This is a genomic window from Penaeicola halotolerans, assembly GCF_016464625.1.
GTDB classification, from domain to species: domain Bacteria; phylum Bacteroidota; class Bacteroidia; order Cytophagales; family Cyclobacteriaceae; genus Penaeicola; species Penaeicola halotolerans.
The window spans coordinates 521945-543634 of record NZ_JAEAGO010000002.1; the positions used below are offsets into that span (position 1 = coordinate 521945).

A 21690-nucleotide genomic window follows, 5' to 3' on the forward strand; every position below is an offset into this window, starting at 1 on the left:
TATATTCAAGAGGCTTTTTTATGGAGTTAGTTCTGTGAGTTGGAGTTTGCCATCTATTCGCCAAGGAATATATAAGTTGAAAATAGAGTCATTCAGTGCATCAAACCCGCTCTTTTTGACCTCAAGCTTTGCCCAGTCGCCTACCACTTTAGAGATATATACCTCTTTAATCATGTGAGGTAAAATGGTAATGGACTTCTCTCCTTCCCAAGCGGTGTAGTACTTATTCCCGTGAGGCCTTGTACGTACCCCAATCAAAAAAGTAGACCAATCATAGATAAAGGCCTCTTGCGGTATTTTGATTCATCTTCTGATATCGTTTTGCTCATGAAAAACTACTTCCGCCACATCAGCATCTTGTGTAGCGACCATAAAAGCAAGGAAATTTTTCTTGACTGAGAAGCTTAGTGGCATAAATTCTTTTGGGAATATCCTTTGGCTTTTATCCTTACTCATGACCAGTGTATCTGCGGGCACACTGAGTGATGGATCTTCATAAAAGATGATTTCGACTGTTCGTTCGGGCTCTAGGAAAAGAACATGCTCTCCGACTATGGGGGTGCTATTTATTTCTTGTGCAATAGGTTCACATGAGATAAAGCTAGCTAGCATGAGGAGAAAAACTATAAAACGTATTTTCATTAAGTATTTGACTTTCTGATTAATAATCTTTTGAAATATGAAATAAATTCTCTTTTTAATCAAGAGATATCAGGCTTTATAGCTGTAACTTTCTGTCGATCTTACGTCTTCGTTTTTAAAATTAGGATCAAGATGAAGATACTTCAGCACCGCTTTTTTAGATTTTGTCATGTAGCTACGGGCATATTTTTGGGCTTTACTTTCTGGAGCTCTGGTATGGCCAAGCTGTACTTTGAACATTTATTCATTGGTTGGATAGGGCCGCCTTGGCTGATCGAGCGATTGGCTGAGTTTGAACTTGGACTTTATGGACAGTTTATCGCTTTGTCACAAGTTATCATTGGCTTCATGCTCATGACGCAACGCTTTAGGAGTTTAGGGGCGGTGATGCTTCTGCCTATGATTTTGAATATTTTGATGGTCACTATTTCTCAACACTGGGTAGGGACGCCCTATGTTTTAGCGGTACTACTCTCGATGAATATTTTTCTATTGCTAATGGAGTTTCCAAAGTTTTTGCCTTTGATCCTCGAAGGAAGGTCATTTCATTCAACTGCTAAGCCACAGACATGGAAAGGACATGCTGTTTGGTTGACAGGGCTTACAGTTAGTCTTTTGGCTGTAGGATTGAGCTATTATGCTTTGACATGGAGTTATTTTTTGGTGGGTTTGGGCGTTTTGATTGCTGCGATCAGTCATCGTGCGGATGGGACTTAGTGTGATTTAGATCACGGAGCTTTCTTGATGCTTCGATTAATTTTGGTACATTAATTTGAAGATCATGAAAAAGTCCGCAGATGACATCTCTTTACTGGTTAATGGCATACTAGGCTTGGTACTTGGTGTGCTGCTACTCGTTGGTTTGATTGGTGTATTGCTTTATGGTCAAGCTCACTGGTTTTCACCCGCTGATAAATCAATAGCCAAGGTGGCAGAATCTCCCATTCTCAAAACCATTTATAGAGGATTGATACCTAAAGAAGGTGTGTGGCAAGCGCCTGATTGGGAGACTGTTGATCAGCATCCTGATGCCGAAGCGATCAAGTACGGTCGAGAGTTGATCGCCAATACGGCTGCTTTCTTAGGGCCAAACGGTTCGGTAGCTCAAATGTCTAACGGCATGAACTGCCAAAACTGTCACCTTGATGCGGGGACTGCGCCATTAGGAAATAACTTCAGCGCGGTAGCAGCAAACTATCCAAAAAATCGAGCCAGATCAGGTGATATAGAGGATATTCCCCACCGTATCAATGACTGCTTTGAGCGTAGTCTCAACGGTAATCCCCTACCAGTAGGTAGTCCAGAAATGAAAGCGATGGTGGCTTATATCCAATGGGTAGGTAAGGATGTCCCGAAGGGTACCTCTCCTCACGGTTCGGGGCTTTACGAAGTACCTTATATGACTCGTGCTGCAGACCCTGTTTTAGGCAAGCAAGTCTATGATGCTCAGTGCCAAAGCTGTCACATGCAAGATGGACAGGGGATGATGAAGCCTGATAAGACGGGCTATATCTACCCTCCTGCTTGGGGCGAAAATAGCTACAACGATGCTGCAGGACTTTATAGACTTTCTCGATTTGCAGGATTTGTCAAGGCTAATATGCCACTGGGAGCAACGTACGAGCGACCTATACTGACGGATGAGGAAGCTTGGGATGTAGCCGCATATGTCAATTCTCTAGAAAGGCCACAAAAGCTATTTACTCGAGATTGGCCGGATATTACTAAGAAACCTATAGATCATCCTTTTGGTCCTTTTGCGGATGGCTTTTCTGAACAGCAGCACAAGTATGGTCCATTTCTTCCGATTCTTCAAAGTAAGGGAGGTCAGCCATGAGATATCTCCTGTTGACAATTTCGCTGATACTTTTACAGATCAGTGCACAAACTCAATCAGTCAAAGAGGACACTACTAATTCATGGATGAGGAGTTATACCATGTCTACTAGGTCTTACTTTATGACTACTCAATACTACAATGACTTCAAGCCAGATCATGCATGGGGTCAAATGCTCAGCGTACAAGTAAAGCAACAATTAGGTAATAAATTATCTGTCGCTGCAAGCTATGCAGGATTTGTTAGGATACTAAGTTCGGATCTACAGGCTTTGGATGCACGAGTGCCTATCCTCAATCGCTATGAGGTGGGGCTTTTTGATGTGACAGATCTAGATCAGCGTGTATTTGGTAGAGTTGAAAAACTTCATTTAAGCTACACTGGTAAGAACTTTCAAGCAAAGCTCGGAAGAATGGGGATCAACACGCCATTTTTGAATCCACAGGATGGGCGACTAAGTCCTACTTTTGTAGAAGGGTGGCGACTCGACTGGAAGCTAGATCAAAGGGTCAGTTTGTCAAGTGATTTGATTTGGAGGATTTCACCGAGATCTACAGGAGAATGGTTTGGTGTGGGAGAAAGTATCGGGCTATATCCTGTAGGTAGAGATGTGAATGGAGGGCCTTCTGCTTATGCAGGTCAGACGACTTCAGCATACGTTCATGTGACGGATCTTTCTTACAAGCCTTCTAAAAATACTTCTTGGAAAGTCAATCACACTTTGATAGACAATATTACAAGTACCTATTTGCTTCAATACGAAGGGAATAAAAAAATTGAAAGTATTACTTGGCTGTGGGGACTTCAGACTACAGTACAGCATGGAATAGGTAATGGAGGAAATGATGATCCAGCTCTCAGGTATAAATCTCCAGATGATTTTAATACGGTCTTGAGTGGCAGAATAGGGTTTAAAACGAGCCGAGCTGTTTTTAACATCAATTATAGTAAAATGGTAGGAGGAGAGAGATTTTTGAGTCCTAGGGAGTGGGGGCGAGATCCTTTTTATACTTTTATCCCGCGTGAAAGAAATGAAGGACTCACAGCGGTGGATGCTTTTACGCTATATTATCAGCAAACACTAGACGAGCAGTCTACTTGGCAAGCGTATGGGTATGGAGGGATTTATTTATTGCCAGAAGCCACTGATTTTGAGTTGAACAAGTATGCTTTTCCTAGTTATACACAGTTTAATCTAGGGCTTAAGCACCAACCTACTTCTTGGGGAGCAGGTTTGGATTTTCATTTGATCTTGATGACCAAACTTGCATTAGAGGATGAGATTGCTCCAGCTTGGGAGTACAATAAAGTCAATCTCTTCCACCTCAATGCGATCGTGAATTATTCTTTAAACTGGTAAATGAAAAGGATGCCGATGATCAGTCAACTGACTTATCGGCACCCTTTTCTTCTTGTTCCTCAGCAGATTCCTCTTCATGGATAGTAGGTTCAGCTACTGCTGCTTGTACAGTTTCTATTTTTGGTGGGTCAAAGAATCTCTTTTGGTACAAAATGATGAAAGCTACTCCGGTGAAGATAGCTGCATCTGCTATGTTGAAAATCGGCCATAGAGCGGTGTAGCTACCACCCCAAAAAGGAATCCACTCAGGGACGATCCCTTCCCAGATATCAAGGTAAAACATGTCTACCACCTGTCCATGAAACCAAGGCGTACTGGCATCATAAGGGGCATTGCCTAGCCATACACCATAAAACAAGCTATCGATCAAGTTACCGATGGCACCACCGAGGATCATTCCCACACAGATGAGCAAGCCGGCTTTTGCGCCATTTTTAGACAAATAGTAGAGATAATAGCCTATTCCAAACATGGCGACAAGACGAAAAGACGTCAAAGCTAATTTGCCATATTCAGTGCCCAGCTGAAGACCAAATGCCATCCCAGGATTGGTGGTATAATGTAGCTTAAACCAATCTCCGAAGATTTTGATCTGACCGATGGTGCCCATTTCCATATTGTAGTGGACGAGCATTTTGACTACTTGGTCTATGGCGATCACCAGCAGGGCTACACCGAAATATTTGAGATGCTTCATATTCGTTTTATTTGCTGATCACTCAGCCTACTTTTTCTATTTGGATGGAAAGCTCGAAGTCGTCCATTTCTACTACTTGACTAGCATTTACTTGATTTACCAAGACTAGATCAGTCGCCTGAGTCTCTACGCAGATATAAGACTTAAAGTTGGTCAGCGCATCATCTGCTGCTTCGTGGTGCTGTACTTGAATCTTGATTTTGTCTTGTACATCTAAGCCCATGTCTTTGCGAAGATTTTGGATGCGGTTGACCAGATCTCTCGCGATACCTTCTTGCTTGAGTTCGTCAGTGAGCGTAACGTCTAGCGCCACGGTCACACCATAATCAGAGGCTACAGACCAGCCAGGAATATCCTGAGAGCTGATGATCACATCTTCTTTTGTCAATGTTGCTTTTTCACCCTCTAGTTCTATGATCAGCTGACCTGTACGCTCGATCTCGCTGATTTCGGTGGCGGTCCATTGGTTGATTTGAGCCGCTACAAGTTTCATTTTTGGGCCAAATTCTTTTCCTAACTTAGCAAAGTTTGGTTTGACACTTTTCACCAAAATCCCAGAAGTATCATCGATATAGTCGATCGCTTTGATATTGACTTCAGCTTTGATGAGTTCCTCCACATGCTGAATTTGAGTTTTAGTTTGCTCACTCAGAACAGGGATAAGGATCTTTTGAAGTGGTTGACGCACCTTCAGCTTTTCTTTCTTACGAAGTGAATGCACGAGTGAAGAAATGTCTTGCGCTAGCTGCATGCTGTGCTCCAAGCTGTCATTGATCAAAGCAGTATCAGCTGCAAACCAATCTGTCAAGTGGACAGAGGCTGGTTGGTCTTTTCTCTCTTTGGTGAGGTTTTGGAAAAGCCAATCTGCATAAAATGGAGCGAAAGAAGACATCAGCTGTGATAGTGTCATCAAGCACTCATAGAGCGTCTCATAGGCAGCTTGCTTGTCAGCATTCATCTCACCTCTCCAGAACCGTTTTCTAGCCAGACGCACGTACCAATTGGACAACTGATCCACGGTGAAGTTCATGATGGCTCTGGTAGCTCTGGTGGCGTCATACTGATCCATAGCAGTCTCGACTTCTATGATCAGCGATTGTAGTTTAGAGATGATCCAGCGATCTAGTTCAGGCCTTTGTGCTACAGCGATTTTTTGATTTGGGCTGTAGGCAAAGTCGTCTAGATTCGCATAAAGGGCAAAGAAGTTATAAGTGTTTTGAAGCGTTCCAAAGAAACGTCTCTGTACCTCTTGCACACCCTCTATGTTAAATTTAAGGTTATCCCATGGATTGGCATTGGAGAGCATGTACCAGCGAAGCGCGTCCGGTCCATGTTCTTTTAGTGTGACAAATGGATCTACAGCATTGCCTAGACGTTTAGACATTTTGTTACCATTTTTATCTAGCACTAGGCCATTTGCAATGACATTTTTGAAGGCTACTTGGTCAAAGAGCATCACCGCGATCGCATGAAGTGTAAAGAACCAACCTCTAGTCTGATCGACACCTTCAGCGATATAGTCAGCCGGATAATTTGCTTTGAAGATATCCTGATTTTCAAATGGATAGTGCCACTGTGCATAAGGCATGGCTCCTGAGTCAAACCACACGTCTATGAGGTCTGGCTCGCGAAACATTTTCTCACCAGTAGAAGATACCAAGATGACATCATCTACATAAGGTCTGTGGAGGTCGATTTCTTTACCCTGATAAGGAGAGGCTTTCATAAAACCTTTAGCTACTCCTTTGGCTATCTCTGCTTCTAGTTCTGCTACAGAACCTATACACTTGGTCTCAGAGCCATCCTCTGTCCTCCAGATAGGAAGTGGTGTTCCCCAAAATCTAGAGCGGCTGAGGTTCCAGTCCACGAGATTTTCTAGCCAGTTGCCAAATCGCCCCGTTCCTGTGGACTCTGGCTTCCAATTGATGGTCTTATTGAGTGCTACCAGCTTGTCTTTATAAGCAGTGGTTTTGATAAACCAGCTCTCGAGTGGATAGTATAGGATAGGTTTGTCCGTCCTCCAGCAGTGTGGATAGCTGTGTTCGTATTTCTCTACACGGAAAGCCTTGTTTTCATTTTTCAAGATGATAGAGATGATCACGTCTGTACTCTTGTACTCTGGATCATTTTCGTTTTCATCTAGGTAGTTTTTGACATAAAAATCATCTGGTCCAAAGTCCTTATGCGCAGTGATTTGATGTGCCTTCATTTGCTCAGCTAGATAGCTTCCTACTACTGGAAGGAATTTACCTTGCTTGTCCACTACTGGGACATCTTGTCCATTTTCATCTTTGACAAATACGCCTGGGATGTTGTTTTGTACCAATGTCCTAAAGTCATCCGCACCGAAAGCTTTGGCTAAGTGGACGATACCAGTACCATCTTCAGTAGTGACATAATCGCCTGAAATCACCGTAAAAGCCGGAGCAGGCAGTGCCAAATCTGCGATAGGGAAAAGCTGCTCATATTGCATACCGAGTAGGTCTTTGCCTTTATACTCCGCTACAATCTCATAAGGGATGAGCTTGTCTCCAGCTTTGTAGTCAGCTAGAGCCAGATCTGCTGCTTTTGGATTAAAATAGCTATTTACACGAGCCTTTGCCATGATGATCTGCATCGGTTCGTATGTGTATTGGTTGAAAGTCTTGACCTTCACATAGTCTAAGTTTTCACCTACTGCTAGAGCAGAGTTAGAAGGGAGGGTCCAAGGAGTAGTCGTCCAGGCAGCGAAATACTCATTATCAGTGCCTTTGATCTTAAACTGTGCTGTGATGGAAGTATCTTTGACATCACGATAGCAGCCAGGCTGATTGAGTTCGTGTGAGCTCAGACCTGTACCTGCTGCTGGAGAGTAGGGCTGTATCGTGTAGCCTTTGTAAAGGAGATCTTTATCAAAAAGCTGCTTCAGCAAGTGCCACAAGCTCTCGATATACTTCGCATCAAAAGTGATGTAAGGATCCTCTAAATCTACCCAATAGCCGATCTTCTCCGTGAGTTCATCCCACTGATCTTTGAAGCGCATGACGGTCTCTCGGCACTTACGATTGTACTCTTCTACGCTTATTTTCTTGCCGATATCTTCTTTGGTGATACCGAGTTCTTTTTCAACTTGCAGTTCTACAGGAAGTCCATGTGTGTCCCAGCCTCCTTTACGCTTCACTTGGAAGCCTTTGAGCGTCTTATATCTACAAAAGATATCCTTAAGGGTACGCGCCATCACGTGGTGGATACCAGGTGTACCATTAGCAGAAGGAGGACCTTCGAAAAAAGTAAACGTTTCTTGGCCTGCTCTATTTTCTATTGATTTTTTGAAAATATCATGCTGCTTCCAATAGCTCAATATGGACTCACCTATGCCTGGGTAATCTACTTGCTTATATTCTTGATATCTTTTCACGGATCTCTACTTATCAATTTTTAATTTCTAACAACTCTAAGTCAATCTCTTCATCATCTTCTGCTCTATAGAACTCAAAATGTTCGATGAGTCCTTTCACTTCATTTTTATTGATGCCCTTATCAAATCTCAATAGTAATGCAGGCAGTACAGATAGATTGGTGATCATAGCAAAAAACAAAGTGGTGGAGGTCAAAATTCCGAGAGCTACTGTACCGCCAAAATTTGACCCCGAAAATATAACAAATCCAGCAAATAGCACAATCGAAGTGTAAATCATGCTTGCGCCAGTTTCTTTGATGCTTTTGCTGATTGCTAGTGGCACAGAAAAGCCATTGCTTCTGAGCTCCTGTCGGTATTTGGCTAAAAAGTGTATAGAGTCATCTACTGATATCCCAAAGGCAATAGAAAAGATGAGCGCAGTGCTTGGCTTCAAAGGAATGCCAAAGAAACCCATGATGCCAGCGGTCAATATCAGTGGTATCAGATTGGGAACTAAGGATATCAGTATCATCCTAAAATTAGCAAAGAGCATGGCCATAATCACCGCAATGATCCCAAAAGCTAATAAAAGGGACTGCACTAAGTTGGCGATTAGGAAGTCATTTCCTTTGATAAAGAGTAAGGTTGTCCCTGTGAAGTCAGCTGTAAGTTTTGACCCTTCTAAGACTTTATTGACAGCTGGTTTGATCTCTCCATTGATGAGTGAGTCCATTTTGAGAGAACCGATATCTCTGACTCGTGCGGTGAGTCTGATTTTTTGACCATCAGCATCGACAAAACCAGCCATTGCAGTGCTCATATCGCTATTTTTTCCCAGATAAGAAAGCAAGAAAGCTCTGTCTCGGCTATTAGGCAAGTCATAGTAGCGTGGATTTCCATTATAGTAAGCTTGTCTCGCTGACTTCACAAAAGATACAACTGACAGCGGTTTTGTCACATCCTCATGTTGTGCGAGTACTTGCTCTACTTCATCAATGAGTTGGAGGTTTTGCAAGATGGTTACGCCTTTTTTATTTCCCGTATCGATGAGTATTTCAAGCGGCATGACACCACGGAAGTTGGCTTCAAAGAAGCGAAGATCCTGCTTGACAAAGTTGTCCTCAGGGATATCATCTACCATGTAAGATACTGCTTGCAGCTTGGAGGCTCCCCACATACCGATAAGTGAGAAGGCCAAAGCGCCATACATCAACCTATAGCGATGTCTGTGTACCAGCAAGTCCAGTCCATGTAGGACACGTTTGAGTGATTTGAACTCTAGGTGTTTGAGTTCTCGGCCTTTTGGTGCTGGCAGCCAAGTAAATACTATCGGAATCAGGATAATCGATACTACAAATGTGGCTAGGATATTTACTCCTGCTACTACGCCAAATTCTTTGAGGATAGAGATATCAGAGCTCATCAATACCATAAAGCCGATGGCTGTGGTCACATTGGTGATGAGCGTCACTAAGCCTGTTCTTTTGATCACACGTACCATAGCACGCATCTTGTTACCATGCTGCGCGATTTCTTGATGGTATTTATTGAGTAGGTAGATACAGTTAGGGATACCTATGATTATCATGATCGTAGGCAAAAGCCCTGTGAGCAAAGTGATCTTATATTCTAAAATAGCTAGCGTGCCCATCACCCAGATCACCATCACACCTATGAGAGCAAGAGGGAATATGACCGCTTTTTTGGATCTAAAGAAAAGTAATAAAAACAGAGCTGTGATGATAGCAGAGGCAATGAGGAAAAGTTTGAGCTCTGATTTCACGATATTGCTCAGCATGACCCTAAAGAAAGGAAGTCCAGAGTAATGCACCTTGATATTTGTGTTTTCTTCAAAGAGCTTCCCACTCTCATAGACATCATTGATGAGGGTTTCCTTATAATTAGAATTGAGTTGAGCAGGGTCGAGTGTTATTAGAATTAGCGTAGCGCCATTTTCAGGATTGAAAAGCGTACCTTGGTAAAACTGCTGTGAGGCAGCGACTGCCAATAAGCTATCTAGTGTCGTCTGGTCATCAGGAAAGGTTGAAAAGATCGTTTCTGGTACAAAAGCGCGAGCAGATGTATCTTTTGCCAATCTGACTAAAGTGGGCAAGGAAATAACCTCACTGACTCCCTTAATTAACTTGATGTTTTCACTGAGGTAAGCAAATCTACGAAAGTTCTCTGGGGTGTAAAGCGCACTATCCTGCACTCCTAGTACCATCACATTGCCGTCTTCGCCAAAGGTCGCTTTGAAGCGCTCAAAGGTTAGCATCTCAGGATCGTCAGGAGGGACCACTTTCGCGAAATCATTGGAAAACTCAACTTCTTGGGCTTTATAAGCCATAAAAAGCGTGATGCCTAGTAAGATGACTAGGAGAAAAGTCCTGTATTTTAGGATGATATGGGCTAGTTTATTCAGCATTACAGCCCACAAAGGTAAGCAATTTGTTTTTTTAGCGGGGGCTAAACGGTAAAATTAAGCCAAGTTTTGAGAACGATTTTCTTTGTGTTGAAATTGATCAAAATGTCGCGCTAATCGCTCATTGAATTTGGCTCCATTGCTGAAGCGCATCAGGCTCGTCTCTGACTGAAACTCCACCCAAAGCTGAAACCCCACAAATGGGAATTTTAGCAAGAGTTTATTTAAGTCTTTTTGATTGGGAAGGGCTCGCAAAATCAGTAAATCTTCTACAGAACTTTTGGCCTCAGAAAGGGCTATATTGTATTCATGGATTTTCATTTTGATCGGGACTTTCACTCCGAATATTTGAAAAATGAATACAGGTAGGAACAAAAAGACTATCAGCGAGATAGCTAAGTGTGCAAAGCTGATGTCTGTCCAATCATAGAAAGATAAATAGGTAATCAAGGCCAATATACTGTATAGTAGGATCCTATTTTGAATCCTAAACCTGTCTTGTGCAAAGCTATAAATGCCTTGTAGTTTTTCTCTGATCTGCTGTGTCTCCTCCATGATGGCTATCGGCTTATTTAGCTTTTACAAATTTGCTAATTGTAGCAACCTAGCTCAATACCCATCATTTGGTATTTTGCTAGAAACCAATGCCTTTGACTGTTCGAAAGAGAGAAAGCGCGTGTTTGTCCGTCATGCCTGAGATGAAGTCAAGTACGATGCGGATTTGTTCATAGAGTGACCTATCTGTGAAGCCATTGGGCGGGCTCATCAGCTTGAGTACATTTCGGTCTCGGGTATTGAGTCTATCTGATTGCTGGTGCTGATGTAAGATAGCTTGGACAAATGTTTGGAGTAGTCCCTCGATGACTTCAAATCCTGCGGCTTCTTTTTCTAGTACCGACTTAGATTGATAGATCTTCTCGATGGATATTTGCTGGATCTGCTTCATAGCGACAGCTGAAGGAATTAGTGCAGTCAGAGCACGATCAAAATCTCCGGTCAATATATCTTCTTCATGAGATAAAAACACAGTCGTACACTCTTCTATGAGTTGGTTGATAGTCATGGCCCTTAAAATCGCTAATTTCTCTTGGTTGGTGGCGTAGCTATGGAGCTTTTGTATATCTAGCTTATCGCCTAAGATTGGACTTAGCAGAGAAAGCGTCTCATCGAAGCTGACCAGATTGAGCGCACAGCCATCCTCTAAATCTATGATATGGTAGCAGATATCATCTGCCGCCTCTACCAGAAAGGTAAGCGGATGTCTACACCAAGTCTCATCAGAAAGTGGAATCAAGCCAAGCCGACTAGCGATGTGAGCAAAGTAGGGAGCGTCTGATGCATAGAAGCCATATTTCTTTTGGCTTTTTCGACCAGCAATGAGCTGTTGACAAAGTGCAGGTCTTGGATATTTGGTAAATGTAGCGAGAGAAGTCAAAGTGAGTTTGGTGCCATTGGCAGGCTTGAGCAGTACGCGAAACCCTTGGGCGTTGCCTTCAAAGTTGATGAGATCTGCCCACTCGCTGGCATTGACCAGTGGTTTGATGGTTTGCCCAATATCGCTATGCTTAAAGAAGTCGGAGATGGCACTTTCTCCTGAATGTCCAAAAGGTGGATTGCCTATGTCATGTGTAAGAGAGGCAGCGGCTACTACAGCCCCAAAGTCAAAGTGAGAGATACCCGCTTGGCTCAGTTCAGGATACTTTTTTATAAGTACTTCACCTACTTTTTTTCCTAATGACCTACCTACACTCGATACTTCTAAGCTATGGGTGAGTCTATTGTGCACAAATCCCTCCTCAGGCAGAGGAAAGACTTGCGTCTTATCCTGTAAAAAACGAAAAGCTGGAGAAAAAATAATGCGGTCATAATCCTGTTCGAAAGCACTTCGGACGTTGGAAATTACTGATGGTTCGGCAGAGAGATTAGCTGGATCGATGCGTTCTGGACTGAGTAGCTGAAGCCAATTCATTTTTTTCATGAGCAGGGGGATTTGCGGGCAAGATATAGAAAATAGCCATAGACCTCAAAAAAGCCTCGTTTTAACGACCTTTAACTAAGTTTTTAAATAATTTTTGAAGCTATATTTTTCAATATAAAACCTTTGCATTATTATAGTAGTTGGATTATCTCTTTTGAATTTTGGAAAATACACTTAGCCCCTTCAGGATTGTCATTTTTTTCATTGCATTGAGCATCATAGGGATTGCCTTGATCCCGAGGCTTTCGGTAGACTTGACTCCTCCGATCAAAGAAAACTCCATATCGATGACATTCTCTGTGAGTAATGCTTCACCAGAGATCGTAGAAAAACTAGCTACATCCCCTCTTGAGAATGCACTCTCCCAGCTTCCTGATGTCAAAGAGATCAAGTCCAACTCTAGCTACAACAGAGGAAATATCACACTCAACTTTGATAAGAAAGTTGATATGGAGATCAAGAAGTTTGAGGTTGCAGCGCTCATCAGGCAGATTTATCCCAAACTGGATCAGCAAGTGGGCTACCCATCGATGACTTTTTCTAGTGATCCAAATCTCAACAGAAGTCCTATTTTGATTTATTCGATCAATGCGCCCTTTGCGGCATTTGAGATCAAAAAAGTCTCAGAAGACATCATCAAGCAAGGTCTGACTAGGCTGCAAGAGATAGAAGAAATCAATGTCTACGGGGCAGAGGAACTTCAGATCACGATCAATTATGATATCCAGCGACTCTATGCCTATGGGATCAATCGCAATGATATCGTTAGCCAAATCAATGAGAGCTTTGGCTTGTCCTATCCAGGTACTGTCAGTAACTCCTCTGGTCAGACACTTTTTCTCAGATATGACAGACAGCTCAATGATATCTCGCAGTTAGAAGACCTGATCATAGCCCGTAAAAATAATAAAGACATACGCTTGCGAGAGATCGCTACTGTAGCTGTAGAGGAAGCCGAAGCTAGATCATACTATCGTATCAATGGTAAAAACAGTGTCACACTTAGTGTCATGGCTCGTGAAGGAGTCAATAAGGCGGTACTAGGGACACAGATCAAAAATATGGTGGAGGATTTGGGAAAAATCATGCCTCCAGGCTACGATATCAGACTCGAGCAAGATAATACTGAATATCTGGCCAAAGAACTCGATAAAATATATAAGCGCTCAGGTCTATCTATACTCATTTTGATCTTTTTCATCTTTCTGATGAATCGCAACTGGCGCTACTTGCTGACACTTTTCTCTGGGATAGTGGTGAATTTAGCCATTACGAGCATTTTTGTTTACATACTTGGGATAGATATACACCTATATTCTTTAGCAGGACTTACGATATCCTTTGGTCTGATCGTGGACAATGCCATCATCATGATCGATCACCTGCATAAGTATAAAAACAGAAAGGTGTTTGTGGCCTTACTAGCAGCGTCACTGACGACTGTAGCGGCACTTTTGATGGTCTTTTTTCTACCAGAAAAGGATCAACAAAACCTGCTTGACTTTTCTAAAGTAGTAGCCATTACTTTATCAGTTTCATTATTGGTAGCGCTACTTTTCACTCCTGCGATGTATTCGTTGCTTTTTGGCGATCGAGTCAAAGCTAAGCGTCAACTCAGCTTCAAAAATCTTCGACTCCGCGCCAAAGGATTTAGAGCGTATGAACGGAGCTTATCATTTATCGGACGCAAGCGAGGATGGCTAGTTGTTTTGATGATCTTTGGCTTTGGGATTCCAGTATTCATGTTACCAGCTAAGTGGGAAGGTCAGGAGTGGTACAATAAGACGATAGGGAGTACCGTCTATCAAGAGACGATAAGACCTATTTCTGATAAGGTGCTAGGTGGCTCGTTGAGGATGTTTGTGCGTGGAGTATATGAAAAGTATGGCTACAGAGAGCCGGAGAAAACCCAACTTTTTGTTACGGCAAGGTTGCCCTATGGTAATACGCTTGAGCAGATGAACATCATCATGAAGGAGTTTGAGGATTATCTATCCACTATAGACGGTATAGATAAATATGTGACCCGAGTAAGCTCAGGTCAGTCAGCTCAGATCACGATCACCTTTGATGAAGAAAATGAAAAAGGAGCGCTGCCCTATCAGCTAAAGGCTAGACTTCAAAATAAATCCGTAGACTGGTCTGGTGTGAGATGGGGTATCTATGGAGTAGGGCAGGGATTTAGTATCGGAGGGAGTAATGAATCCATACCATCATATCGTGTGACGATGATGGGATACAACTTTGATGAGCTAGAGCGGCAAGCGGAAGTTATGGCTGAGAAGCTATTGGCTCATAAGCGTATCCAAGAGGTGAATACAAATGAGTTTATGTACGGCTCCTCTTCCAAGACTGAGGAATTTGTCCTCTCGCTAGATCCAACCAATATCGTGATGAATAATACCTCTCGCGGGGAGATCGTCAATACACTTTTGGATCTATCTAAACCTTCTGGACCTTCTACCTATCTGGCACTTGGGGACAAAGTTTTTCCAGTAGTCATCAAAGAGGATGAGTCTGATAGCTTCTCTAACTATCAGCTCATGGAGGAAAGTCTAACAGCTGAGACAGGGAGAATATTTAAAATTAAAAATATCGGTGAGCTGAAGTTTCAAACGACTGTCAATACGATCTCTAAGGAAAACAGACAATACATCCGAATCGTCTCCTTTGAATACTATGGTTCTAATAAGTTTGGTCAGGAGTATCTAGATGAGGTGATAGAAGAGATGGAGAATCAAATGCCTGTTGGCTACACCATTGAGAAATCTAGATACCCTGGTTTTGGTCAAGGCGCTAAGAGACAGTACTCACTGCTTGTATTACTCATCATTGTGATTTTCTTTCTCTGCGGGATTTTGTTCGAAAACCTCAAGCAACCATTCTACATCATATTGATTATTCCGATTTCATTTATTGGCTTATTTTTGATCTTCTCAGTATTTGATTTTGCTTTTGATCAAGGAGGTTATGCAGCTTTTGTCATGTTGGGTGGATTGGCTGTGAATGCAGCGATTTTTGTGGTGAATGACCTCAATAACAGATCAGAAGGCGTGTACAATAGACGCATCATCAAGGCCATAGCGGGTAAAGCTCAACCAATTATGCTGACTATCTTATCAACCTGCTTTGGCTTGATACCTTTTATCATGCAAGGCCAAAACGAAGTCTTCTGGTTCTCTCTAGCGATAGGGACTATCGGAGGCTTGATCTTCTCCTTAGTTGGGATTTTCATTTGCTTACCAGCTTTCTTATGGCAAAAAGTGAAGCGATAGCCTATTGCAGAATAATTGTCCTTCATTTAAATTAGATCTTGTTTTCACTATTTGACCAATGAGAAAAGTTGCTTTTGTATTGCTTTGTGCACTACCATTTTGGGCTTGTACTTCCTCAGAAGAGACAGCTGAGTTGATTCCTCAGACTTTGGTGAAGTCCGATAGTGTGATACTTCCTCTTCCTGACAAGGCGATTCCTTGGACGACTAATTTAGTGTATTTAGATGGGGAGAGCTCTTGGCTGTTTTTGATGGATCAGGCCAACAACGACATCCTTCTCTATGACCTTAAAAAGGAGAAACTTCAACACACTATTGATTTGCAATTGGAAGGAGTCAATGGCGTAGGATTTATTTATGGTTTTCAAGTAGAGAGTCTTTCTAGTATCTATCTACTACCGCAGGGAGATCCTTTCATTTACCAAATCGATACTTCAGCTACTCTACTGAAAAAGTATGTATATGAAGAGCCGCCATTGTATTCTGAAGCTTCTCATACTTCCTCTCATTATAGTGCGCCACCTCTATTCAGTAAAGGACAGGTACTAGTTAAGACTAAATTTGGTGGGAGCTTTAGAGAGATGACATCCCAAATGATACAAAATGGGGCAATGAGCTATACGATTGATCTCGAGGATAGGGCAGTGAAGCTGAGCAAGCATTTGTATCCTAAAGATTATCTGGATGAAGGACTTCGTAGCTGGGACTTGAGTATGGCTGCTTCGGCTGATCAGATTGTCTACAGCCTTTTTGCAGATCACCATGTATATTTTGCGGAGGATACCGATGAGGTGCTTCAAAAGAGATTAGCTAAAAGTAAGTATATAGAGACTTTTGATACGATTCCCTTGAAAAAGGGAGGTTTGAAAATAGCCGAATACCTCCTAGCCTCTCCTCACTATGAAAACTTGCTCTATGATCCTTATAGAGAGGTTTATTATCGTTTTGTGATTCACCGAACGACTATTAAAAACAGTGGACACTTGATACAATTGAGACAGTTTGCAGATAAGTTTTCAATCATGGTTCTTGATCGCTCACTTCGTGTACTAGGAGAGACACTCTTCGAAGAGGAGTTTTATGTGCCAAACAATGCCTTTGTGGGCAAAGAAGGACTTTATATCTCTAGAAACCATCCCGAACTACCAACACTCGATCCATCTAAAATGCAGTTTGATGTTTTCGTTCCTCAGCCCAAGAAGTGAAAAATTCAATGGAGCTTCATGCAAAATCATCTTCCGAACGTTTTCATGGCATTTTCGCTTTATATTTAAGGTCGGATTTGGGCAAGGATTTTGTTCTTATCCATTACATTTTTAATACTAAATACTAATAAGATGACAGAGAAAGAGAAAAAAGAGCTAATGGAAGCAGAAGAAGTGAAGATCAGGAAGGCTTTTAAGGAAAGGGATTGGAATGAAATCAAGAGTTCTGACTCTTGGGCTATTTTTAAGATCATGGCGGAATTTGTGCAGGGCTTTGAAAAGCTCGCTAAAATTGGGCCTTGCGTATCGATATTTGGTTCAGCACGTACTCCTGCAGATCATCCTCACTACATCATGGCAGAAGAGATCGCAGCTAAGCTAGTGCGTCATGGATATGGTGTGATCACTGGTGGTGGACCTGGTATCATGGAGGCTGGTAACAAAGGTGCAAGAAGTGAAAATGGTAAATCAGTTGGGATCAATATCGAGCTGCCATTTGAGCAGTCGCACAATATCTATATCGATCCAGATAAGGTGATCACTTTTGACTACTTCTTTGTGCGTAAGGTCATGTTTACCAAATACGCCCAAGGCTTTATCGTATTACCTGGTGGATTTGGTACGATGGATGAGCTTTTTGAGGCGCTTACACTCATACAGACTAAGAAGATCGGCAGATTTCCGCTTGTGCTAGTGGGTAAGGAATACTGGGGAGGGCTTTTTGACTGGATCAGAAATACCATGCTCAAAGACAATAAGTACATCAATGCAGAAGACTTGGATTTGGTCAATCTCGTAGATAACCCTACAGATGCCGTCAAAGTCATTGATGACTTCTACTCTAAGTACCTTTTATCTCCAAACTACTAATGTCGAGAGTTCATATATATGTCATCTATACACTGATAGGCTTGCTAGGGCTATGGGTTCTGGCAAGCAAGTCTCAGTCTGCGCAGCCAAGCATGATCTTGACACAGAGTGGTGATACGACTTTCATCAATTTTCCTGATAATTATAAAGTCTACACCTTTGATGTGCCTAAGGACTTGAAATTTGCAGGTGAGCGTGTGCCGCTAGAGCAGCCTGACGTATTGGAGCGTTTTGAGCGTGAGATATATGTGAACACTTACTGGAACTCTAATACCATCCTGACGATCAAGCGAGCTGGCATTTGGCTTCCTCAGATGGAAAAGATATTGGAGAAAAATGGTGTACCCACAGACTTCAAATACTTGGCAGTGATAGAAAGTGGTTTGCTCAATGTCGTCTCTCCAGCCAGAGCTACTGGGTTTTGGCAGATATTGCCTAAGACTGGTGAAGAGCTAGGACTTGAAATCAATGATGAGATAGATCAGCGCTATGATCCGATCGCTTCTACAGAGGCTGCTTGTAAATATCTCCTGTCTGCTTATGAGCGATTTGGTTCGTGGACAGACGTGGCAGCTTCCTACAACATGGGTCGCACGGGACTGCTGCGTAGGATGGACGAGCAAAAGGTCGACAGCTACTATGACTTATTACTCAATGAGGAGACCTCACGCTATGTTTTTCGCATCTTGGCGATGAAGGAGATTTTTGAAAAACCTAAGACATATGGCTATGAGATCAATGGCATCTATCAGCCAATCGAATTGAGAGAAGTGGAGGTCACACAAAGTATCAAAGATTTAGCGGTATTTGCCCAAGAGCAAGGGATCAACTACAAGATACTTAAGCTCTACAACCCATGGCTAAGGAAGCCACAGCTCACAGTAAGAAAAGGGAAATCTTACACCATACACATTCCCGTGAGCTATGGAGGGAAAAGTCCTGCACTATAAATCCATAGATCGGATAAACTCAATCCCTTTTATCTGGTTACCCTAAGTATGAGGCTAAAGTGATTTTAGCTAATTTGCAATTCTATGAACAGCACTGATTTGAAAGCAGGTAAGGCAGTGGTCTCTAAACAGACGGCAGAAGAGAAAATTGAGATTTTTGGTGCTAGAGAGCACAATCTAAAGAATATCGATGCGAGCATCCCCAGAAATAAACTAGTAGTCATCACTGGAATCAGTGGTAGTGGTAAGTCTTCACTAGCTTTTGATACGATCTATGCAGAGGGACAGCGAAGGTATATGGAGAGTTTCTCTGCCTATGCAAGGTCATTTTTAGGAGGGATGGAAAGGCCCGATGTGGACAAGATCCAAGGTTTGAGTCCCGTCATATCGATCGAGCAAAAGACTACTTCTAGAAACCCACGCTCTACGGTGGGTACAGTCACAGAGATCTATGATTTCATGCGCTTACTCTATGCGAGAGCGGGTGAGGCATATTCTTATTTGACTGGTGAAAAGATGATCCGCCAGAGTGAAGATCAAATCCTAGATCAGATCATTAAGAATTTTGAAGGTCAAAAACTCATCATCTTGGCGCCTATCGTGAAGGGTAGAAAAGGTCACTACAGAGAGCTATTTGAGCAAGTCCGCAAGATGGGCTTTAGCAAAGTACGGGTAGATGGAGTCGTGATGGAGATGGTACCCAAGATGCAGCTCGATAGGTATAAAACACACGATATAGAGATCGTCATAGATCGCATCGTAGTGGAGCAAGAGGATCGTTTTAGGATCAGTCAGTCAGTGAAGACAGCCATGCAGCATGGCAAAGGGATCATCATGCTTAGAGATGAACAAAATGAGATTCATCACTTTTCTAAATACTTGATGGATCCAAAGACAGGTCTTTCGTACGATGAGCCCGCACCAAATACTTTTTCTTTTAACTCACCATATGGTGCTTGTCAGACTTGTAATGGACTAGGAGAGATAGAAGAAATCACTGAAGATAGTATCATCCCAGACCGTAGTTTGAGTATTAGTAGAGGTGGTATCGCCCCGCTGGGAGAGTTTAGAGATATTTGGATTTTCAAAAAGCTGGAAGCTATCCTCAAGCGACACAAACTTAGTTTGAGTACTCCGATCGAGAAAATCCCAAATGAAGTACTCCATATGATACTTCATGGCGATAGCGTGCCAGTCGCTGTAGAATCGGTCAAATATCCTGGGACGCAGTGGAACACTACCTTTGAGGGAATCTTTAATTTTCTCCAAAAACAACAAGAAACAGGGACTGATAAGACCAGAGAGTGGTTGAGTGACTATCTCACAGTGAAGACTTGTCCAGAATGTGAAGGAACTAGACTGAAAAAGGAAGCGCTTCACTTCATGATCGGAGGAAAAAATGTCGCTGAACTAGCCATGATGGATCTTAGTCAGTTAGGCGAATGGTTTGCTGATGTAGAGACACGTATGACTGAGCGACAAAATCTCATCGGTGCAGAAGTGCTCAAGGAAATCAGAAAGCGCATTGGCTTCATGTTGGATATAGGGCTAAATTATCTCACACTCAATCGCCCACTCAGAACGCTCTCAGGTGGAGAAGCTCAGCGGATCAGATTGGCTACTCAGATAGGTACGCAACTCGTGGGTGTATTGTATATCCTAGATGAGCCAAGTATCGGACTGCATCAGCGAGACAATGTCAAACTCATCAAAGCACTACAAGACCTGAGAGACCTAGGGAATACAGTGATTGTTGTAGAGCATGATAAAGACATGATGCTTGACTCAGACTATGTGCTAGATATCGGTCCTGGGGCAGGCAGGCACGGAGGGACGGTAGTCGCAGCGGGTACGCCAGCTGATTTTCTGAAGCAAGGGAGTACAACTGCTAAATACCTCAATGGAGAACTTTCTATAGCCGTACCAGTAGAAAGAAGAAAAGGTAAGGGGAAGTCTATTTTGCTCAAAGGAGCAACAGGTCACAATCTCAAAAATGTAGACTTGGAGATACCCCTAGGCAAGATGGTCTGTGTCACAGGAGTGTCCGGTAGTGGTAAATCTTCGCTTATACATGAGACCCTATATCCGATATTAAATCAACACATATATCACTCGAAAAAAGACCCGCTTCCTTATACCTCTATAGATGGACTTAAGCATATCGACAAAGTCATAGAGGTGGATCAGTCACCCATAGGTCGTACGCCTAGGTCTAATCCCGCCACTTATACTGGAGTCTTCAGTGATATTAGAAGTCTTTTCACAGAGTTGCCAGAGTCTAAGATCAGAGGTTATAAAGTCGGTCGTTTCTCTTTCAATGTCAAAGGAGGCAGATGTGAAGACTGTGAAGGTGCGGGTATGAAGCTCGTAGAGATGGACTTTTTGCCAGATGTGCATATCCCATGTGAAACCTGTAAAGGCAAGCGATATAATAGAGAAACACTAGAAGTCAGGTTTAAAGGAAAGTCTATAGCAGATGTGCTAGACATGACAGTGGAGCAAGCGGTAGAATTCTTTGAAAATCAGCCAAAGATTTTAAGAAAAATACAGACACTCAATGAAGTGGGTCTTGACTATATCACACTGGGTCAGCATGCTACTACACTCTCTGGAGGTGAAGCTCAGCGTGTCAAGCTAGCTACTGAACTGTCCAAAAAGGATACTGGTAAGACCATGTATATCCTTGATGAGCCTACTACAGGACTGCACTTTCAAGACATCCAACACTTGCTAGATGTGCTCAATAAGCTAGCTGACAAAGGCAATACTGTGCTGATCATCGAACACAATCTAGATGTGATCAAAGTAGCTGACCATATCATAGATGTAGGGCTAGAAGGTGGAGAAAAAGGAGGTCAGATCATCGCTGAGGGAACTCCAGAGGAGGTCGCAAGGCATCCTCAAAGTCACACAGCGAAGTTTCTCCGCATAGAACTTGGAATGAAAGAAGTAGTATAAAAAAAATACCCCGAGCCAAGAAGCTTCGGGGTATTTACTTTTCAACCAAACTTTATTAACCTATTAAACTAAACTATGAAAAACTTTATTCTATTTACGAACTGTGATAGAAGAAGG

Annotated in this window: 15 protein-coding genes; 8 read left to right on the forward strand and 7 right to left on the reverse strand. The window is 42.5% G+C overall.

From position 1 onward, the window contains the following. Nucleotides 1–18: 18 nt before the first annotated feature. Together I5349_RS06550 and I5349_RS06555 are read right to left on the reverse strand one after the other, a co-directional pair. The gene (locus tag I5349_RS06550) at nucleotides 19–174 is read right to left on the reverse strand and encodes a hypothetical protein (protein ID WP_226389944.1); all 156 of its coding nucleotides are present in this window, start codon (nucleotides 172–174) and stop codon (nucleotides 19–21) included. 129 nt (nucleotides 175–303) lie between these two features. After that, nucleotides 304–642 (reverse strand): hypothetical protein, encoded by a 339-nt coding sequence (locus tag I5349_RS06555; protein ID WP_226389945.1) that lies wholly within the window; start codon nucleotides 640–642, stop codon nucleotides 304–306. A gap of 132 nt (nucleotides 643–774) precedes the next feature. On the opposite strand from I5349_RS06555, the gene I5349_RS06560 reads away from it, so the two are divergent. The 3 genes from I5349_RS06560 (at nucleotide 775) to I5349_RS06570 (ending at nucleotide 3840) form a co-directional block, all read left to right on the forward strand. Next, nucleotides 775–1359, forward strand: coding sequence for a hypothetical protein (locus tag I5349_RS06560; protein ID WP_226389946.1), 585 nt, complete (start codon nucleotides 775–777; stop codon nucleotides 1357–1359). A 64-nt stretch (nucleotides 1360–1423) separates the two neighbouring features. After that, nucleotides 1424–2479, forward strand: a complete 1056-nt coding sequence (locus tag I5349_RS06565; protein WP_226389947.1) for a c-type cytochrome — start codon at nucleotides 1424–1426, stop codon at nucleotides 2477–2479. Then, nucleotides 2476–3840 carry a hypothetical protein gene (locus I5349_RS06570; protein WP_226389948.1) on the forward strand — a complete coding sequence of 455 codons (1365 nt, stop codon included), beginning with the start codon at nucleotides 2476–2478 and terminating at the stop codon, nucleotides 3838–3840. Before I5349_RS06565 ends, I5349_RS06570 begins: the two co-directional genes overlap by 4 nt. Nucleotides 3841–3859: 19 nt before the next feature. Here the strand turns inward: I5349_RS06570 and I5349_RS06575 are convergent, their stop codons facing one another. From I5349_RS06575 to I5349_RS06595, 5 genes are all read right to left on the reverse strand, one after another. Further along, nucleotides 3860–4537: a lipoprotein signal peptidase gene (locus tag I5349_RS06575; protein WP_226389949.1), complete on the reverse strand. Its 678-nt coding sequence runs from the start codon at nucleotides 4535–4537 to the stop codon at nucleotides 3860–3862. Nucleotides 4538–4559: 22 nt separating this feature from the next. Beyond that, complete coding sequence (gene ileS / locus I5349_RS06580) at nucleotides 4560–7934, reverse strand: isoleucine--tRNA ligase (protein ID WP_226389950.1); 3375 nt, start codon at nucleotides 7932–7934, stop codon at nucleotides 4560–4562. Between the two features lie 13 nt (nucleotides 7935–7947). Continuing rightward, nucleotides 7948–10341 carry an efflux RND transporter permease subunit gene (locus I5349_RS06585; protein WP_226389951.1) on the reverse strand — a complete coding sequence of 798 codons (2394 nt, stop codon included), beginning with the start codon at nucleotides 10339–10341 and terminating at the stop codon, nucleotides 7948–7950. Between the two features lie 54 nt (nucleotides 10342–10395). Continuing rightward, nucleotides 10396–10893, reverse strand: a complete 498-nt coding sequence (locus tag I5349_RS06590; protein WP_226389952.1) for a hypothetical protein — start codon at nucleotides 10891–10893, stop codon at nucleotides 10396–10398. Between the two features lie 79 nt (nucleotides 10894–10972). Next, complete coding sequence (locus tag I5349_RS06595) at nucleotides 10973–12316, reverse strand: deoxyguanosinetriphosphate triphosphohydrolase (protein WP_226389953.1); 1344 nt, start codon at nucleotides 12314–12316, stop codon at nucleotides 10973–10975. 161 nt (nucleotides 12317–12477) lie between these two features. Here I5349_RS06595 and I5349_RS06600 point away from each other — a divergent pair, with 161 nt between their 5' ends. The 5 genes from I5349_RS06600 to uvrA all read left to right on the forward strand — a co-directional run bounded on the left by I5349_RS06600 (nucleotide 12478) and on the right by uvrA (nucleotide 21573). Then, on the forward strand, nucleotides 12478–15591 hold the full coding sequence (locus I5349_RS06600) for an efflux RND transporter permease subunit (protein WP_226389954.1): 3114 nt from the start codon (nucleotides 12478–12480) through the stop codon (nucleotides 15589–15591). A gap of 58 nt (nucleotides 15592–15649) precedes the next feature. Beyond that, the gene (locus I5349_RS06605) at nucleotides 15650–16795 is read left to right on the forward strand and encodes a DUF4221 family protein (protein ID WP_226389955.1); all 1146 of its coding nucleotides are present in this window, start codon (nucleotides 15650–15652) and stop codon (nucleotides 16793–16795) included. A 132-nt stretch (nucleotides 16796–16927) separates the two neighbouring features. Beyond that, complete coding sequence (locus I5349_RS06610; RefSeq protein ID WP_226389956.1) at nucleotides 16928–17665, forward strand: LOG family protein; 738 nt, start codon at nucleotides 16928–16930, stop codon at nucleotides 17663–17665. Next, entirely contained in the window at nucleotides 17665–18615 is a 951-nt protein-coding gene (locus I5349_RS06615; RefSeq protein ID WP_226389957.1) for a lytic transglycosylase domain-containing protein, read from the forward strand. Before I5349_RS06610 ends, I5349_RS06615 begins: the two co-directional genes overlap by 1 nt. 84 nt (nucleotides 18616–18699) lie before the next feature. Further along, a complete protein-coding gene (gene uvrA / locus I5349_RS06620) occupies nucleotides 18700–21573 on the forward strand; it encodes an excinuclease ABC subunit UvrA (protein ID WP_226389958.1) in 2874 nt (957 codons plus the stop codon). Nucleotides 21574–21690 lie beyond the last annotated feature (117 nt).

Coding starts and splice junctions, on each gene's coding strand:
- I5349_RS06575 (WP_226389949.1), bottom strand. CDS start 4,537: ATGAAGCATCTCAAATATTTCGGTGTAGCCCTGCTGGTGATCGCCATA.
- I5349_RS06595 (WP_226389953.1), bottom strand. CDS start 12,316: ATGAAAAAAATGAATTGGCTTCAGCTACTCAGTCCAGAACGCATCGAT.
- I5349_RS06570 (WP_226389948.1), top strand. CDS start 2,476: ATGAGATATCTCCTGTTGACAATTTCGCTGATACTTTTACAGATCAGT.
- I5349_RS06590 (WP_226389952.1), bottom strand. CDS start 10,893: ATGGAGGAGACACAGCAGATCAGAGAAAAACTACAAGGCATTTATAGC.
- I5349_RS06565 (WP_226389947.1), top strand. CDS start 1,424: ATGAAAAAGTCCGCAGATGACATCTCTTTACTGGTTAATGGCATACTA.
- I5349_RS06585 (WP_226389951.1), bottom strand. CDS start 10,341: ATGCTGAATAAACTAGCCCATATCATCCTAAAATACAGGACTTTTCTC.
- uvrA (WP_226389958.1), top strand. CDS start 18,700: ATGAACAGCACTGATTTGAAAGCAGGTAAGGCAGTGGTCTCTAAACAG.
- I5349_RS06615 (WP_226389957.1), top strand. CDS start 17,665: ATGTCGAGAGTTCATATATATGTCATCTATACACTGATAGGCTTGCTA.
- I5349_RS06605 (WP_226389955.1), top strand. CDS start 15,650: ATGAGAAAAGTTGCTTTTGTATTGCTTTGTGCACTACCATTTTGGGCT.
- I5349_RS06555 (WP_226389945.1), bottom strand. CDS start 642: ATGAAAATACGTTTTATAGTTTTTCTCCTCATGCTAGCTAGCTTTATC.
- I5349_RS06550 (WP_226389944.1), bottom strand. CDS start 174: ATGATTAAAGAGGTATATATCTCTAAAGTGGTAGGCGACTGGGCAAAG.
- I5349_RS06610 (WP_226389956.1), top strand. CDS start 16,928: ATGACAGAGAAAGAGAAAAAAGAGCTAATGGAAGCAGAAGAAGTGAAG.
- I5349_RS06560 (WP_226389946.1), top strand. CDS start 775: ATGAAGATACTTCAGCACCGCTTTTTTAGATTTTGTCATGTAGCTACG.